The organism is Streptomyces sp. NPDC008137, assembly GCF_042957035.1.
Classification (GTDB): domain Bacteria; phylum Actinomycetota; class Actinomycetes; order Streptomycetales; family Streptomycetaceae; genus Streptomyces.
The window spans coordinates 61,517-76,529 of sequence record NZ_JBIBHN010000015.1 but is presented as its reverse complement, the minus strand read 5'-3'; the positions used below and the strand labels follow the sequence as shown (position 1 = coordinate 76,529).

Below are 15,013 nucleotides of genomic sequence, written 5' to 3'. Positions count from 1 at the left end.
CTCCTGCCGCCCGACGGCGGCTTCAACGCGGCGTTCATGCGTGCGGGCCCTTGCCGTGTCCGGGGCCGTACGCGTCCGGAATCGCTCGCGTTCGATTCCCGATCCGGGTCGTTATGCCGTGCACCGCCGAGCCACCCAGGCGCGGCATCGACCCTGAGGAGGGCTGCAGGTGACTGTGACCGACACCTCGACCGACAACGAGAAGACGCCACCCCCTCCACCACCGGCCACCATCAACTTCGAGGGCAAGTTCGGCAAGAACCCGCTGGCAGACGCCGGCTTCGGCGCGATGTGCCGGCGACTGCCCTCCGTCCTCGTGCACACCGCCCGGATGGCGTGGGCCGTCGACAGGCCCGGCGTCGTGCTGCTCCTCGCCTGCCAGTTGCTCACCGGCACCGCTGCCGCCGTCGTCCTGGCCTTCACCGCGCAGGCCATGAGTCACATCCTCGGCACCGGCCTCGTGTCCGAACGCCTGCACGCGGCGCTCCCCGCCCTGATCGTCGTGACGGCTGCCGCCGCCATCGGCCGCGTCAGCGGCGCCCTTTCCACATACGCCGACGGGAGGATCACCCCGCTGCTGATGACCGAGGCGGACATCGCGCTCGTGACCGCCGTGTGCCGCGTGGAGTCGAGCGCGTACGGCGAGGACGGATTCGCCGACCGGCAGGAGGCCGCCGAGATCGGCGTCACCCGCACCCGGCTGATGGTGCAGGACGCCCAGCGGTTCATGTCCGCGCTGGCGCTCGTCCCTCAGAACTTCGCCTGCTGGCCCCTGCGCGCCCGCGAGAACATCACCCTCGGCCAGCCGCGGACGCACGACGACGGACCGGTGTGGGACGTCGTCGACGCCGTCGGCATGCGCGAGGCGATCGAGAAGCTGCCCCAGGGGCTCGACACCCTTCTCGCCAAGGAACTGTGGGGCGGTGCCGAGTTGTCCGGCGGGCAGTGGCAGCGCCTCGCGTGCGGCCGCGTGCTCTACCGGAAGACCCCGCTCCTGATCCTGGACGAACCGACCTCGCAGATGGACGCCCGAGGCGAGCACGCCATCTTCCTGGAGATCAAGCGCATCGCCGCCGAGCGGATGACGATCGTCGTCACCCACCAGCTCGAGAACACCAGGCTCGCCGACCGCATCCTCGTCATGGACCGGGGCCGGGTCATCGAACAGGGGACGTACGAGGACCTGGCGAACGCCGGGGGACTCTTCGCGGAACTCGTCTCCCTGTCACAGGACCGGTGAGGCCGCGGTGGAGCGCTTGCCGACGGCAGGCGCGAGGACGATCGCCACGGCGGTGAAGGCGAGGACGACGATCATGGCGACGCGCAGCCCGTAGTGCTCGCCGAGGAAACCGAGACACGGGGGCCCGACGAGGAACGCGATGTAGCCGATCATCGCCACCAGGCTGACACGCGCGGCCGAGTCGGGCCCGGAGTCACCGGCCGCCGAGAGGGTGACCGGGAAGCCGAGCGAGGCTCCCAGGCCCCAGAGGAGAACGGCGGCCCCCGCGAGGACGGCGGAGTCGGCGAAGACGACGACGGCGATTCCCAGAGTCGCGCAGACGGCGCTGGCCCGGACGACGAGGGCGCGGCCGAGCCGGTCGATGAGGAGTCCGCCGCCGAAGCGGCCGATGGTCATGGCGGCGGCGAAGCCCGTGTAGACGGCCGAACCCAGGGCGGGATCCGTGCCGTGGCCGTCGACCATGAGCAGGGGCAGCCAGTCGTTGGCGGAACCCTCGGCCAGCGCCATGGCGAGGATGACGCCGCCGATCAGCAGCAGCCGCGGGTCCTTCCAGACCCGCGACTCGGCCGGCGCCGCGTCGGGCCGTGAGCCGCCGTCACCCCGGGTCCTGCCGACCGCGTGGGGGATGGCCCGGAAGGCATGAGCGAACATGACCGCCGTGACGGCTGCCATGCCGGTCAGGTGCCACTGCACGGGCCAGGAGACGGCGGTGCACAGGATGCCGAACGCGGCCCCCACGACAGTGCCCAGGCTGAAGAACCCATGGAGCGTGGGCAGTACCGTCCGCCCCGTGATCCGCTCGACGTCGGCGCCGTCGATGTTGATCGCCACCTCCCCACCGCCCATCCCGGCCCCGAAGAGGAACAGCCCGGCGGTGGTCGCCGGGGCGGAGGAAAGCATGGTCCCGCCGCCGATGACCGCCGTGCTCAGAATGACCAGCAGCGTCGCGACGCCCATGACGGGCCGGGTGCCGAACCTGGCCACGAGCGTTCCGGAACCGAGAATGCCGATCATCGAGCCGACGGACAGCCCGAACAGGACGATGCCCATCTGCGCCGTCGAGACATCGAGTTGGTCCCGGATGTCGGGCGTCCGGGTGACCCACGAGGAGATCGACAGGCCGGGTATGAGGAAGAAGAGGAACAGCGCCGCTCGGCGGCGGCGCGTGGCCAGGTCCATCAAGAAACTTGCTCTTTCCAGGGGTGTGCCGGACGTCCGATCGTAGTCATGAGGAGAGCCGGGTAGCCCGCTCCGACCTCCGGGAACGGATCGCTTTCCACGCACAAAGATGCGCCAGGTCGTCGTTGACCGGCGTCCCTGGGCAGGGCCAGGGTGAAAAGGACATCGGATTCCGGTCACCTTTTTCCGGTCACCGAACTGCGTGCGGGAGGCCGCGATGCTCCAGACAGAAGCCCGGCAAGACACCGAACTCGGGAGAAGACTCTTCTTCCAGCGCTGCCTCTGGTGCGGCACTCCGGCCTACCGGCGGTCGTACTGCCGTGCGTGCGGGGCCGTGGCCTTCCGCCGGGAACCCAGTGCGGGCGCCGGAGTCGTGGTCCGCCGCAACGGCCAGGTTCAGCAGAACACGTGGTTCGTCGCGATGGACGAGGGCTTCAACCTGCTCTGCCAGGTCACCGGAACGGCGCCGGTCGTCGTGGCGGTGGGCGCCCGGGTGACGGTCGTAAGGGGCGTCGCTCCCCACGGCCAGGGCCTTCCCGTGGTCGAACTCAACCACCCGGCAACGCCGTTGCGGCAGTGGTGGTGACAGGACACCCGCTCAAGAGAGGAGGGTGCGTGAGCACCCAGGACAACAGGCCGGACGGACGGGGCGCACTGGGCAGCCTGCGCATCGCTGACTTCTCCCGGGTTCTCGCCGGCCCCTACGCCACCATGCTCCTCGCCGACCTGGGCGCCGACGTGGTCAAGATCGAGCGGCCGGGCACCGGGGACGACACCCGGGCCTGGCGGCCTCCGGCGGACCACGACGGTACGTCGACCTACTACCTGAGCGTGAACCGGAACAAGAGGTCGGCCGTCCTGGACCTGGCCACGGACACCGGCCGCGAACAGGCGCGGGCCCTGGTCGCCGAGTGCGACGTGGTCGTGGAGAACTTCCGGCCCGGCACGATGGAACGGCTGGGCCTCGGCCACGAGGAACTCCGTGCCCGGCGCCCGGAGCTGATCTACTGCTCGATCAGCGGCTTCGGCAGCGGCAAGGGCGCGGCGATCCCCGGTTACGACCTGCTGGTGCAGGCCGCCGGAGGCCTGATGAGCGTGACCGGGGAGGTACACGGGGAGCCGATGAAGGCGGGTGTGGCCCTCGTGGACGTGATCACCGGGCTGCACGCCTCACTCGGCATCCTCGCCGCACTCCGGCACCGGGACGCCACCGGCGAGGGACAGCTCGTGGAGGTGAACCTGCTCAGCTCCCTGCTGTCGGCCATGGTCAACCAGGCCTCGGCGTTCGCCGTCGCCGGCGTGGTCCCCGGCCGTATGGGCAACGCGCACCCGAGCATCGCCCCGTACGAGACCTTCCCCACCGGGGACCGTCCGCTCGCCCTCGCCGTGGGCAACGACAAGCAGTTCGCGGCCCTCGCCGAGGCCGTCGGCGAACCCGGTCTCGGCCTCGACGACCGTTTCCGCACCAACGCCGACCGCGTCGCCCACCGCACCGAACTGAAGGCGATCCTGACCCGGTTGCTGAGCACCGAGGGCGCGGACCACTGGTCGGCGGTCCTGCTGGCCGCCGGAGTACCGGCAGGCCCGGTCAACAACCTGGACGAGGCGTTCGGCTTCGCCCACGAACTCGGCCTGCCCGGCATCGTCGACCTCCCCGCCGACGCCTCCGGCGCCGCGGGGGACAGGCCCTCCCGTCAGATCGCGCACCCCGTCGCACTGAGCGCGACGCCCGCGCGCTACCTGCTGCCCCCGCCCCTGCTGGGACAGCACACCGACGAGATCCTCCGCGGCAACTCCGGCCGCTGACCCAGCCCCCATACCCCATCGTTTCCAAGGAGCCCACCATGAGCCGCAAGCCGATCAAGGACCCCCTCGACCTGCTCGACATCTCCTCCGTCCTCTCCGACGAGGAACGCGAGATCCAGTCCACCGTCGCCAGGTTCCTCGCCGACCGGGTGCGCCCGCACATCGGCGAATGGTTCGAGAACGCGCACTTCGCCCGCGAACTGGCGCCCGAACTGGGCAAGTTGGGCGTACTCGGCATGCACCTCGAAGGCTACGGCTGCGCCGGCACGAACGCCGTCAGCTACGGTCTGGCCTGCCTGGAGCTGGAGGCGGCCGACTCCGGCTTCCGCAGCTTCGTCTCCGTACAGGGTTCGCTGTCGATGTACTCCATCTGGAAGTGGGGCTCGGAGGAGCAGAAGCGGGAGTGGCTGCCCCGGCTCGCCGCCGGTGAGGCGATCGGCTGCTTCGGCCTCACCGAACCCGACTTCGGCAGCAACCCCGCCGGCATGCGCACCCGGGCCGTCCGCGACGGCGACGACTGGATCCTGAACGGTTCCAAGATGTGGATCACCAACGGCGGCATCGCCGACGTGGCCACCGTCTGGGCACAGACCGAGGACGGCGTCCGCGGCTTCCTCGTGCCGCGCGGCACCCCCGGGTTCACCACCCAGGACATCAAGCAGAAGATGTCCCTGCGCGCTTCCATCACCTCGGAGCTGTACTTCGACCGGGTACGACTGCCCGACTCCGCGCGGCTGCCGCTCGCCGAGGGCCTGCGCGGGCCGCTGTCCTGCCTGAACGAGGCCCGCTTCGGCATCCTCTTCGGCGCGGTCGGCGCGGCCCGCGACTCGATCCAGGCGGCCGTCGACTACGCCGACTCCCGGGTGCAGTTCGACAAGCCGATCAGCGCCTTCCAGCTCACCCAGAAGAAGCTCGCGGACATGAGCGTGTCCGTGGGCAACGCGGCGCTGCTCGCGCTGCATCTGGGCCGGCTCAAGGACCAGGGCCGCATCCGGCCCGAGCAGATCAGCGTGGGCAAGCTCAACAACGTCCGGGAAGCCATCGCCGTCGCGCGGGAGTGCCGCACGATCCTCGGCGCCAACGGCATCTCCCTGGAGTACTCGCCGCTGCGCCACGCCAACAACCTCGAGTCGGTCCTCACCTACGAAGGCACCAGCGAGATGCACACGCTCGTCGTGGGCCAGGCGATCACCGGCTACCCGGCGTTCCGCTGAGCGCCGCAGACCGAAGGAAGACGACCGTGAACATCGTCGTACTCGTCAAGCAGGTCCCGGACACCGGCGCGGAGCGCACCCTGACCGGGGCGGACCACACGCTCGATCGCGAGGGCGCCGACCTCGTCCTGGACGAGATCAACGAGCGCGCCGCCGAGGAGGCCCTGACGCTCAAGGAGGCGGTCGGTGCCGAGGTCACCGTCGTGTCCATGGGGCCCGACTCGGCGCTCGACGCCTTGCGCAAGGTCCTGGCCATGGGTGCCGATCGCGGGATCCACATCTGCGACGACAGGCTCCGGGGCGCCGACGTGGTGACCACCGCCAGGGTGCTGGCAGCGGCCGTGCGGACGGTGGAGGACGTGGACCTGGTACTCGCCGGCAACGCCACGACCGACGGGCAGGCGAGTGCCGTCCCGGCCATCGTGGCGGACCTGCTCGGCCTGCCGCAGGTGACGCAGGTACGGGCGCTGAACGTCGAGCCGGGGAGAGTGCGCGCGGAGCGCGAGACCGAGAGCGGCGAGGCGACGCTGGAGTCACCGCTGCCCGCGCTGGTCAGCGTCACGGAGAAGATCAACGAACCGCGCTACCCGTCCTTCAAGGGGATCATGGCCGCCAAGAAGAAGCCTGTGGAGACGGTCGGCCTCGACGACCTGTTCCCCGACGCGGACGACCCCGGCTTCCCGGTCACCCGCACCCGGGTGGTGGAGGCCGTCCCGCGTCCGGCGCGGGCCGCCGGGATCCGTATCACGGACGACGGCTCGGCGAGCCGGCAGCTCGCCGACTACCTGACCGCCCAGAAGCTCGTCTGACCCCCCGACCAGGAAGCAGCACCCCATGCCCCATGTCCTCGTCCTCGTCGACCACGACGGGGAACGTGTCCACAAGTCCACCTACGAACTCCTGGCCGCCGCACGGCGGTTGGGTGACCCGGCCGCCGTCGTCGCCGGAACGCCCGGTACCGCGGCACGCCTCAAGGAATCCCTCGCCCGTCATGGCGCCACCTGCGTCTACGCGGTCGAATCCGACGAAGCGGACGAGTTCCTCGCCACGCCCCTCGTCGACGCCCTGGAACTCGCTGCCGGGGTTGCCTCACCCATGGCCGTCCTGGTCTCCGCGACCACGGACGGCAAGGAGGTGGCGGGGCGTCTCGCCGCGCGACTGGACGCCGGGCTGCTGATCGACGCGGTCGATCTGGACTCGTCCGGGGCGGTCACCCAGATCGTCTTCGGCGGATCCTGGACCGTGCGCTCAGAGGTCACCCACGGCTTGCCGGTGATCGCCGTGCGGCCGGGCGCCTTCGAAGCGGAAGAACATCCCGTGGAGGCGGAGGACCGGAAGCTCGCTCCGCCGCCCGTCGACCAGGCGGCGTCCGCTCGCGTCATCGAGCGCAGGGCCGTGCTCGCCGGCGGCCGTCCCGCGCTCACCGAGGCGACCGTCGTCGTCTCGGGAGGACGGGGCGTCGCGGGAGCCGACGGCTTCACGCTGGTCGAGGAACTGGCCGACGTCCTGCGCGGCGCGGTGGGGGCCTCGCGCGCCGCGGTCGACGCCGGCTACTACCCGCACCAGTACCAGGTCGGGCAGACCGGCAAGACCGTCTCACCCCAGCTGTACATCGCCCTGGGCATCTCCGGGGCCATCCAGCACCTCGCCGGGATGCAGACCTCCAAGACGATCGTCGCGGTCAACAAGGACCCCGAGGCGCCCGTCCTCGCCCTCGCCGACTACGGGGTGGTGGGCGACCTGTTCGAGGTGGCACCGCAGCTCACGCGGGAACTGGCAGCCCGCCGCTGAGCACGGCGTCCGGACAGCCTCGACAAGAGCTCCTCGGCCCTCGCGGGTGACGGAGCCTCCGTCGAGGCTGTCGGCCTGTCAGACGGCCAGGCGCCGGAACCGGCTGCCGTGGAACACCAGCGGGGCCCGGTCGGGTTCGGCCTTCAGCCCGTGGATCTCCAGCAGGACGATGGTGTGGTCGCCGCCGGGGAACTCCGCGTAGAGCGAGCAGCCCAGCCAGAGGCCGGAGCCGTGGACGTACACGCTGCCGTCCTCGTACGCCTCCCAGCCGACGTCCGCGAAACGGTCCCCGCCCCTGCCGGCCAGTGACCGGCAGATCGTGTCCTGGCCCTCGGCGAGGACACTCAGGCCGAGGCGGCCCCGCTTCCGCAGTTTCGGCCAGGTCGACGAGGTGTCCTGGACGCAGACCGACACCAGCGGGGGCTCGAGGGAGACCGGAGTGAACGTGCTCGCGACCATCCCCACCGGCGTACCGGCATCGAGGGCGCACAGAGCCGTCACCCCGGACGGGAAACAGCCGAGCGCCTGGCGCAGCACGGCGGGATCCGCCGGTGTCGCCACGAGCGGGCTCATCGGAGGTCCTCCCGGCCAGCGAGGACGGCGCCGAGGCGTCGCAGGGAGCCGTTGTTGCCGGCCACGTGCTGGGAGACGCAGCGCACATCGCGCCAGCGCCGCTGGATCGGGTTGCCGCTGTAGAGCCCCGAACTGCCCGACAGGGTCATGATCTCGTTGAGGATCCGGCTGCCCTCGTGGTGGATGTGCTGGTGACTGCCGGTGTAGCCGAACCATTCGGCCGGGGTGGGTTCCTCTCCCGCCAGGGCCCGGTCCATGACGGTGCGGCCGGTCTGCTCGAGCAGCGCCGACAGCGCCACCGTGCGCAGATGCAGTTCGGCGAACTTCTCCTGGAACACGGGGTCCTCACCGATGACCACCCCGGGGTTGAACGCCGGCCGCTTGGTGGCGGCCAGTTCCGCGAGGTCGCCGAGCGCGCCCTCCAGGCAGCCGATGACGACGGCGTCGTGCGAGGCACCGGTGGCGGTGTAAGGCAGGTCGTAGAAGGGCGCGGGGATGTTGTTGCCGCCCGTCAGCGGGCCGGTGAAGCGCTCGGGCACGAAGACGTCGTCCATCGTGAAGTCCGTGCTCTGTGTGGCACGCAGGCCCACCGCGTCCCAGGTGTCGAGGAACGTGACCTGTCCGGGGCGGAGCAGCGCGATGCGCAGGTCCGGGCGGCCGTCCGGCAACGGGGGCGCGCCCTCGACCACGAAACCCGCGAGCATCCAGTCAGGGGTGAACGATCCACTGGCCAGCGGCCAGCGCCCGCTGAGCCGGTAGCCGCCCTCGACGGGGACCGCCCGGCCCTTCGGGGCTATCGCCCCACGGAGCAGAAGGTCGGCGCCGTCGCCGAACACCTCCGTCTCGAGCGTCTCCCGGGGCAGCGACCGTACGAAGAACCAGGCCATGGAGGCAGCCTGGACGGTCCAGCCGGTCGACCCGTCGGCCTCGGAGATCTCCCGGACCACCCGGGCGCTCTCCACCAGGCCGAGCTGTTCACCGCCCCAGGCCCGGGGCAGGCTCATCCGGAACACCCCGGCATCGCGCAGCGCGGCGATGATCTCGGCCGGTACGGCCCGGGCCGCCTCGGCCTCGGCGGAGCGTGCCGCGATCTCGGGCAGGTGCGCCCGGACGCGGCCGAGCACACTGTGTTCGCCTGCATGGTCATGAGATCGAGATGGGGTGGATTCGAGCAGTGTCGTCATGGTCGATCCTTGTCAGTGCCTGAGGTCGAAAGACCGGACTCCCGCGGAGTGCCTCGAATGATGTGGGGCTCGGCGCAGGTCCCGCTTGCGTCCCGGAGCACAGGTAATTTGCACCGCTGAGAACTCTTTCCTCCCCACTGGTCACAGACCGGCCCGTGTGACTTACACTCCCTCGTCAGGAATGCCGTCCGAGCCCGTTCCTCGGGGGCCGGACGCGCCGGGAGGAGAGCCGCATGCCCCGGATCACGACGCCGAGCGACGGCACGGCCACCGAGAGACTGGAATGCTGGCGGGACACCGTCAGCCGGAACCTCGTGCCCCTCGAGGTCCTGCCGCGCGCGAACACCGACTTCAGTGCGTCCCTGCACGCCGTGCGAGTCGGACAGGTACAGCTGTCGGTCATCTCGGCCGAACCGCACAGCATCGCGCGCACCCGTCGGCACATCGCCTCCGACGCCCCTGACTTCTTCCAGCTCACTCTGCAGCTCACCGGCCAGGGCGTGCTCACCCAGCGCGACCGCCAGGCCCGGGTCAGGCCGGGCGAACTGGTCGTCTACGACACGCGTCGCCCCTTCACCTACGAGCTGGACCAGTCTCACACCGGCCTCGTCCTGATGTTCCCGCGGACCATGCTGCGGTTGACAGCACGTGATCTCGACGGGGTGACAGCGACTTCCGTGCCCTGTCACGACGGCCTCGGCCAGGTGGTCCTGCCCTTCCTGCACGGGCTGGCGGCCCAGATGGGGCACCTGGAGTCCCACATCCTGCCCCGGCTCGCCGACAACGCGGTCGACCTGGTCGGCACCCTGCTCGCGGAGCGCGCCGACGCGGAGCGGACAACAGAAGAGGACGGGCCCGGTCTTCTGACCGAGCGCGTCCTCGCGCACATGGAGCAGCGGCTCGCCGACCCCGGCCTGAGCCCCGACGGGATCGCAGCCGCCCACCGCATCTCACGCCGCTACCTGTACAAGTTGCTGGCCGCGCAGGGGTTCACCGTCTCGGGCTGGATCCGGGAGCAGCGTCTCAGCCGGTGCCGGCGCGACCTCACCGACCCGGCGATGGACCACCTTCCGGTCGCCGCCATCGGCGGTCGTTGGGGCTTCGCGGACCCGGCCCACTTCAGCCACGCGTTCAAGGCGGCCTACGGAATGAGTCCCCGGGAGGCGCGTGCCCTGCGAGAGTGACGTCCACCGGAGGGACTGGAGGGACGCACCGGTGTCAGGCCGGCTGGTAACTGAAGAATCCCCGCCCCGACTTGCGGCCCAGCAGGCCCGACTCGACCATGCGGCGCAGCAGCGGGGGAGGGGCGTACAGCGGCTCCCGGTACTCCTCGTACAGGGCCTCGCCGATCGCCGCAACGGTGTCAAGGCCTATGAGGTCGGCCAGGCGCAGCGGGCCCATCGGGTGGGCGCAGCCGGCGGTCATCCCGGTGTCGATGTCCTCCGCCGTCGCCGTACCGGAGCCGACCATCCGCACGGCCGCCAACAGGTAGGGAACCAGCAGCGAGTTGACCACGAAACCCGCGCGGTCCTGAGCGACGATCGTCTTCTTGCCCAGGATCTCGTCCGCGAAGGAACGTACGCGCAGTTCGGTGGCCTTCGAGGTGTGCAGCGAGGGCACGACCTCGACCAGCGGCATGACCGGGACCGGGTTGAAGAAGTGCAGCCCGACCACCGTCTCGGGGCGTCCGGCCGCCGCCGCGAGCCGGGCGATGGGGATCGAGGAGGTGTTGCTGGCCAGGACGGCCGCCGGATCCCTGACCACCTCGCCCAGCTGCCGGAACAGCGCTGTCTTCGCCCGCTCGTCCTCGACGGCGGCCTCGATGACCAGATCCGCCCCGCCCAGGAGGGAGAGGTCGCCGGTGACCGAGATCCCGGCCAGGGCGTGCGCGCGGTCCTCGGGCGCCAGGGCACCGCGCCGCTCCGCCTTCAGCAAGGAGTCCGCCACGCCCGCGAGTCCGGCCCGGGCCCTGTCCTCGGTCACGTCGCACAACGTGACGTGCAGGCCGGCCCGGGCACACACCTCGGTGATGCCCCGGCCCATCTGGCCCGCGCCCACGACGCCCACGTGCTTGATCGCTGTCATCTCATTCTCCGCCTGTCCTCCGCCGTCCGGCGGTCGATCGACGCCGCCACGATGTGTGCCGATGTGTTGAGCGTAGGCCGGGTACACCCCCTCTGACCTGCTCGAACAATGCGTCATCCGCGTACAAACATGCGCCGGTCCGCGGGCGGGGCCCGGCGTCTCAGACCGCGGCCGTGGCGGCGGCAGCCTCCCGCAGCCGGCGGATCACGCCGCGCACCGCGGGCGAGGTCTCCCTCTTGCGGTAGGCGCCGACCAGCCGGGTGGTCAGCGCCACGTCGGCCAGCGGCCGGTACGCCACTCCCGGGATCTGCACGCGGCGCAGCGAATCGGGGACCAGGGCCACCGCGAGACCGCCGCCCACCAGCGTCAGAGCCGCGATGTAGTCCCGCACCGGCGGAGCGCACCGCGGACCGAACCCCCCTTGCTCCGCCACCTCGAGGATCTGGTCACGGCAGCCGTACTCCTCGTCGAAATGCGGGGCCACGAAGCACTCGTCGCGCAGCTGCGCCGCCGGTACCGCGTCGTACGCCGCGAGCGGCGCGGCGGCCGGCAACGCCAGGACCACCTGCTCCGTGAGGAGGCAGGTGGCCATGACGTCGGGTGGGTACTCCGGCCGCCAGCGCAGAAAGCCGACGTCGATGTCGCCGCAGGCCAGCGCCTCAAGCTGAGCTGGTGTCTCCAACTCGCGGACCTGTACCGTCAGTTCGGTGCCGGGGGCCGCGCAGCGGGTGAGGACGTCGGTCAGCACCCCGGAGAACGCGGCCGAGGCGACGTAGGCGATCTGCGCGTGTCCCAGCTCCCCGCGTCCGGCACGCCGGCCCACCGCCTCGGCCCGGGCGGCCTGGGCGAGGGTCGCGCGGGCTTCTTCGAGGAAGAGCCGCCCGGCGCTGGTCAGGGCCGGGCGGGTGCGCCGTCCGCGGTCGATGAGCCGTACGCCCAGATGTGACTCCAGCGCTCGGATCTGGGCGCTGAGCGCGGACGGCGCGAGGTGCAGCCGGTCCGAGGCCCGCGCGAAGTGCAGTTCCTCCGCGACGACGACGAACGATGCCAGCCAGCGCAGTTCCACCGGTACCTCCTGAGCCCTGCCGGGACACCCCGCGGCGGCGTCAGGGCAGAACAGGTCCGCCGCGGGGTGAGTATGCGCGACCGGCCCCTCAGGGGATCACGACGTAGTTGCCGAATCCGCCGTCGAGGTCCGTGCCGCGTCCCGAGATCGCCTCGTTGACCTCGGACAGCGGGAAGGGCTTGGTGATCAGGTACGACAGGTCCAGCGCTCCGGTCGCCACCATGTCGGCGACCTCCTGGCCCTGCGCGGTGGTGAACCAGTTGGAGCCGATCAGCTGCACCTGCTCGTCCATCAGCCACTTCACGTCCACGGGCAGCCGGTCGGCCACACCGCCGACATTGACCACCCTGCCGCCGCGGCGGACGCCCTGCATGGAGTCGAGCATGGTCTCCACGGGGGCCTTGGCACCGAGTGCGCTGATGACGAAGTCGGCCCCCTCACCGCCGGTGCGGGACCTGGCCCACTCGCCGGTGGAGCCCTCGCCCAGCCGCATGACCTCGATCCGGTCCGGGGCCAACTCCACGACCCGCTTGAGGAGTTCCTCGTTGCGGCCGGTGCCGAGGACCCGTGAGACACCCGAGGCCAGCGCGAGAAGGGTGGAGGCGACGCCGAGCGTGCCGGTGATCCCGTCGATCAGCGCGACCTGTCCGGGGCCGGCCGCGGCATGCCTGAGAGCCCCGTACGACGTGCCGATGTAGCCGAGCTTGCCGGCCTGCTCGAACGTCATGTTGTCCGGGATGTTGACGATCGCGTGCTGCGGTGCGGTCATGTACTGCGCGAAGCCGCCGTACGGGTACAGGTCGAAGATCCGCTGGCCGTCGCGGGACGTGCTGAAGTAGCCGTTCAGAGTGAAGTAGCGGCACCGGCTGAGCTCACCGCCGCGGCACACCTGGCAGCTCCCGCAGGACCGCAGCGGACTCACGTAGACCCGGTCCCCGGGCTTGGTGTTGAGGACGGCCTCACCGACCGCCTCGACCACACCCGCGGGATCCAGCCCGAAGATCGAGGGCAGCTTGGGCAGGGGCTGGTGCGGATACCAGGTGGGCCAGTTGTTGATCACGTTGGCCATGTTCGGCACGATTCCGCATGCCTTGACCCGCACCAGCACATCGGTCGGCCTCGGGGTGGGCACGTCGATCGTGTCCACTCTCATCGGCTCACCGAGCCGGTGCAGTCGTGCGGCGAGCATTTTCGCCATTGAAATACTCCTGAGAAGACGAACCGTACGGAGCCGAATTACGGGGAAGCGGGAAACGGGTTCGGGTAATTGTCCTCGAGGTCGATGTCCAGCAGGCCCATGATGCGGACGCCGGAGTTGTACCAGGCGATGGACAGCGACAGTTCGACCATCTGCTGGTCCGTCAGATGAGCTGCGGCGGCGCGCCAGGTCTCCTCCGACACGTCGACCTGAAGCGTGGACTCCTTGGCGAGCCGCATGACGGCCCTCTCCGTCTCGTCGAACAGGCCCGAGGACTCGAAGTCGGCCACCGCGGCCAGCTGTTCGCCGGTCAGCCCGGCCTTGAGCCCGTGCGACTGGTGGTGTGCGACCTCGTACGCGGACCGGGTCGCGTGGCCCACGGTCAGGATGGCCAGCTCGCGCAGCCTGGGGCTCAGGTCGGCGGCGCGCAGCGAGTTGGCGTAGGTCAGGAAGGCGTCCAGCTGGGCCGGCGCATGGGTCAGGGCGAGGAAGATGTTCGCCGTCGGTACCTTGCGCTCGGCTTCCAGCCGGTCGTACAGGGGCTTCTGCGACTCGTCCGCGTCCTCGCGGCGCGGATAGGGGACTCGTGCCATGTCGTCTCCTCGGGGGACGGAAGGTCAGTGCGGGGACTGGTCGAGCAGGAACCGCTCGAGCGTCATCGGATTCGGCGGCTCGGCGGGCGGCGTCTGCCGCACTCCCGCGAAGGGCGACGCCTCGAAGTACCACTTCTCCAGTGCCGGGAAGCCCCAGCGGACGTTCGTGCTGAGCGATCCGGCGTCCCAGCGCACGGGCTCGATCTCGGTGTCGATCGTCTGGTAGTGGGCGTTGAAGACCTCCACCCGGTGCCCGTCGGGATCGCGGAGGTAGGTGAAGAGCATCCCGCCGGGGCCGTGCCGCCCCGGGCCCCGCTCGACGCCCTCGCCGTAGCCGAGGATCCCCGCCCAGTCGCAGGCGGTGAAGATGTCGCGGCTCTCGGAGACGGTGTAGGCGAAGTGGTGGAGTGCGGGGCCGGTGTTCTCCACGAGCGCCAGGTCCAGGGTGGTCCCCTTGCGGTACATGAAGGAGCTGAGCAGCTTGTCGCCGTGGGCCAGGTACTCGGAGTTCCGGAATCCGAGCTCGCCGTAGAACGCGGTCAGCTCGTACGTGTTCGGCGCGAAGGTCTGGAAGTGGTCCAGCCGCTGCGCGTGGGCTCCCCGGTAGTGCTCGAAGTCGATGTGCAGCCTCGGTCGTGTCTCCATGTGCGCGCAGAGTTCGAGCGGCGTGCCGACGGGGTCGGCGACATGCAGTGTGCGGCCCTGGTAGGGGAGGTCGACCCACTCCGCGGGCAGACCCCGGTCGCGGAACCACGTGTAGGCGATGTCGAGATCCTCGTCGAAGAAGACGCGGAACCCGATCCGCCGGCAGGTGCCGGCCCCCTCCTCGTCCAGCTCCAGTACGAGGCTGTGGTGGCATGCCTCGGCGAGACCGCGGAGGTAGCAGGTGCGCTCGTCCTCGTCGCTGACGACGAGCCCGAGGGCCTTCACGTAGAAATTCCGGCTCTCCGCGAGGTCGGCCACGGTGAGACGCACATGGGAGGCGCGGGTGATGTTGAAACTCGGGCGCAGATTGACGGGTGGCAGCATGCTGGTCTCCGTGCTCCGATCAGCTCTTCATTTCGATGACTTTAATACTTCTGGA

At 70.4% G+C, this 15,013-nt stretch carries 15 protein-coding genes; 7 read left to right on the top strand and 8 right to left on the bottom strand.

Translation table 11 applies throughout. The features are described 5' to 3' along the window. Nucleotides 1-289: 289 nt before the first annotated feature. Nucleotides 290-1,240: an ATP-binding cassette domain-containing protein gene (locus tag ACFZBT_RS23370; protein WP_391106635.1), complete on the top strand. Its 951-nt coding sequence runs from the start codon at nt 290-292 to the stop codon at nt 1,238-1,240. Here ACFZBT_RS23370 and ACFZBT_RS23365 read toward each other — a convergent pair. Then, nucleotides 1,226-2,419 (bottom strand): MFS transporter, encoded by a 1,194-nt coding sequence (locus ACFZBT_RS23365; RefSeq protein WP_391106427.1) that lies wholly within the window; start codon nt 2,417-2,419, stop codon nt 1,226-1,228. The two genes, ACFZBT_RS23370 and ACFZBT_RS23365, sit on opposite strands and share 15 nt — an antisense overlap. A gap of 217 nt (nt 2,420-2,636) precedes the next feature. Here ACFZBT_RS23365 and ACFZBT_RS23360 point away from each other — a divergent pair, with 217 nt between their 5' ends. The 5 genes from ACFZBT_RS23360 to ACFZBT_RS23340 are packed head-to-tail and all read left to right on the top strand — an operon-like array spanning nt 2,637 to nt 7,230. Then, entirely contained in the window at nt 2,637-3,005 is a 369-nt protein-coding gene (locus ACFZBT_RS23360; RefSeq protein WP_391106425.1) for a Zn-ribbon domain-containing OB-fold protein, read from the top strand. A gap of 29 nt (nt 3,006-3,034) precedes the next feature. Beyond that, the gene (locus ACFZBT_RS23355; RefSeq protein ID WP_391106423.1) at nt 3,035-4,225 is read left to right on the top strand and encodes a CoA transferase; all 1,191 of its coding nucleotides are present in this window, start codon (nt 3,035-3,037) and stop codon (nt 4,223-4,225) included. Between the two features lie 38 nt (nt 4,226-4,263). Continuing rightward, a complete protein-coding gene (locus ACFZBT_RS23350; protein ID WP_391106421.1) occupies nt 4,264-5,439 on the top strand; it encodes an acyl-CoA dehydrogenase family protein in 1,176 nt (391 codons plus the stop codon). A gap of 26 nt (nt 5,440-5,465) precedes the next feature. Then, nucleotides 5,466-6,248 (top strand): electron transfer flavoprotein subunit beta/FixA family protein, encoded by a 783-nt coding sequence (locus ACFZBT_RS23345; RefSeq protein ID WP_391106419.1) that lies wholly within the window; start codon nt 5,466-5,468, stop codon nt 6,246-6,248. Nucleotides 6,249-6,273: 25 nt separating this feature from the next. Further along, on the top strand, nt 6,274-7,230 hold the full coding sequence (locus ACFZBT_RS23340; protein ID WP_391106417.1) for an FAD-binding protein: 957 nt from the start codon (nt 6,274-6,276) through the stop codon (nt 7,228-7,230). Between the two features lie 78 nt (nt 7,231-7,308). Here ACFZBT_RS23340 and ACFZBT_RS23335 read toward each other — a convergent pair whose 3' ends face one another. Next, complete coding sequence (locus ACFZBT_RS23335; protein WP_391106415.1) at nt 7,309-7,803, bottom strand: flavin reductase; 495 nt, start codon at nt 7,801-7,803, stop codon at nt 7,309-7,311. Beyond that, nucleotides 7,800-8,987 (bottom strand): acyl-CoA dehydrogenase family protein, encoded by a 1,188-nt coding sequence (locus ACFZBT_RS23330; protein WP_391106413.1) that lies wholly within the window; start codon nt 8,985-8,987, stop codon nt 7,800-7,802. Before ACFZBT_RS23330 ends, ACFZBT_RS23335 begins: the two co-directional genes overlap by 4 nt. A gap of 233 nt (nt 8,988-9,220) precedes the next feature. Here ACFZBT_RS23330 and ACFZBT_RS23325 point away from each other — a divergent pair, with 233 nt between their 5' ends. Continuing rightward, nucleotides 9,221-10,171 carry a helix-turn-helix domain-containing protein gene (locus tag ACFZBT_RS23325; RefSeq protein ID WP_391106411.1) on the top strand — a complete coding sequence of 317 codons (951 nt, stop codon included), beginning with the start codon at nt 9,221-9,223 and terminating at the stop codon, nt 10,169-10,171. A 34-nt stretch (nt 10,172-10,205) separates the two neighbouring features. Here the strand turns inward: ACFZBT_RS23325 and ACFZBT_RS23320 are convergent, their stop codons facing one another. From ACFZBT_RS23320 to ACFZBT_RS23300, 5 genes are all read right to left on the bottom strand, one after another. Continuing rightward, entirely contained in the window at nt 10,206-11,072 is an 867-nt protein-coding gene (locus tag ACFZBT_RS23320; protein ID WP_391106409.1) for a 3-hydroxybutyryl-CoA dehydrogenase, read from the bottom strand. Between the two features lie 160 nt (nt 11,073-11,232). After that, nucleotides 11,233-12,138: a LysR substrate-binding domain-containing protein gene (locus ACFZBT_RS23315; protein ID WP_391106407.1), complete on the bottom strand. Its 906-nt coding sequence runs from the start codon at nt 12,136-12,138 to the stop codon at nt 11,233-11,235. A gap of 88 nt (nt 12,139-12,226) precedes the next feature. After that, nucleotides 12,227-13,336: an alcohol dehydrogenase catalytic domain-containing protein gene (locus tag ACFZBT_RS23310; RefSeq protein WP_391106405.1), complete on the bottom strand. Its 1,110-nt coding sequence runs from the start codon at nt 13,334-13,336 to the stop codon at nt 12,227-12,229. A gap of 38 nt (nt 13,337-13,374) precedes the next feature. Beyond that, the gene (locus ACFZBT_RS23305) at nt 13,375-13,929 is read right to left on the bottom strand and encodes a carboxymuconolactone decarboxylase family protein (RefSeq protein ID WP_391106403.1); all 555 of its coding nucleotides are present in this window, start codon (nt 13,927-13,929) and stop codon (nt 13,375-13,377) included. 24 nt (nt 13,930-13,953) lie between these two features. After that, on the bottom strand, nt 13,954-14,958 hold the full coding sequence (locus tag ACFZBT_RS23300) for a VOC family protein (RefSeq protein WP_391106401.1): 1,005 nt from the start codon (nt 14,956-14,958) through the stop codon (nt 13,954-13,956). Nucleotides 14,959-15,013 lie beyond the last annotated feature (55 nt).

Excerpts from the sequence above, each read along its gene's own strand:
- ACFZBT_RS23325 (WP_391106411.1), top strand. The coding sequence starts at position 9,221 with ATGCCCCGGATCACGACGCCGAGCGACGGCACGGCCACCGAGAGACTG.
- ACFZBT_RS23305 (WP_391106403.1), bottom strand. The coding sequence starts at position 13,929 with ATGGCACGAGTCCCCTATCCGCGCCGCGAGGACGCGGACGAGTCGCAG.
- ACFZBT_RS23360 (WP_391106425.1), top strand. The coding sequence starts at position 2,637 with ATGCTCCAGACAGAAGCCCGGCAAGACACCGAACTCGGGAGAAGACTC.
- ACFZBT_RS23330 (WP_391106413.1), bottom strand. The coding sequence starts at position 8,987 with ATGACGACACTGCTCGAATCCACCCCATCTCGATCTCATGACCATGCA.
- ACFZBT_RS23365 (WP_391106427.1), bottom strand. The coding sequence starts at position 2,419 with ATGGACCTGGCCACGCGCCGCCGCCGAGCGGCGCTGTTCCTCTTCTTC.
- ACFZBT_RS23340 (WP_391106417.1), top strand. The coding sequence starts at position 6,274 with ATGCCCCATGTCCTCGTCCTCGTCGACCACGACGGGGAACGTGTCCAC.
- ACFZBT_RS23350 (WP_391106421.1), top strand. The coding sequence starts at position 4,264 with ATGAGCCGCAAGCCGATCAAGGACCCCCTCGACCTGCTCGACATCTCC.
- ACFZBT_RS23335 (WP_391106415.1), bottom strand. The coding sequence starts at position 7,803 with ATGAGCCCGCTCGTGGCGACACCGGCGGATCCCGCCGTGCTGCGCCAG.
- ACFZBT_RS23370 (WP_391106635.1), top strand. The coding sequence starts at position 290 with ATGTGCCGGCGACTGCCCTCCGTCCTCGTGCACACCGCCCGGATGGCG.
- ACFZBT_RS23300 (WP_391106401.1), bottom strand. The coding sequence starts at position 14,958 with ATGCTGCCACCCGTCAATCTGCGCCCGAGTTTCAACATCACCCGCGCC.
- ACFZBT_RS23320 (WP_391106409.1), bottom strand. The coding sequence starts at position 11,072 with ATGACAGCGATCAAGCACGTGGGCGTCGTGGGCGCGGGCCAGATGGGC.
- ACFZBT_RS23310 (WP_391106405.1), bottom strand. The coding sequence starts at position 13,336 with ATGGCGAAAATGCTCGCCGCACGACTGCACCGGCTCGGTGAGCCGATG.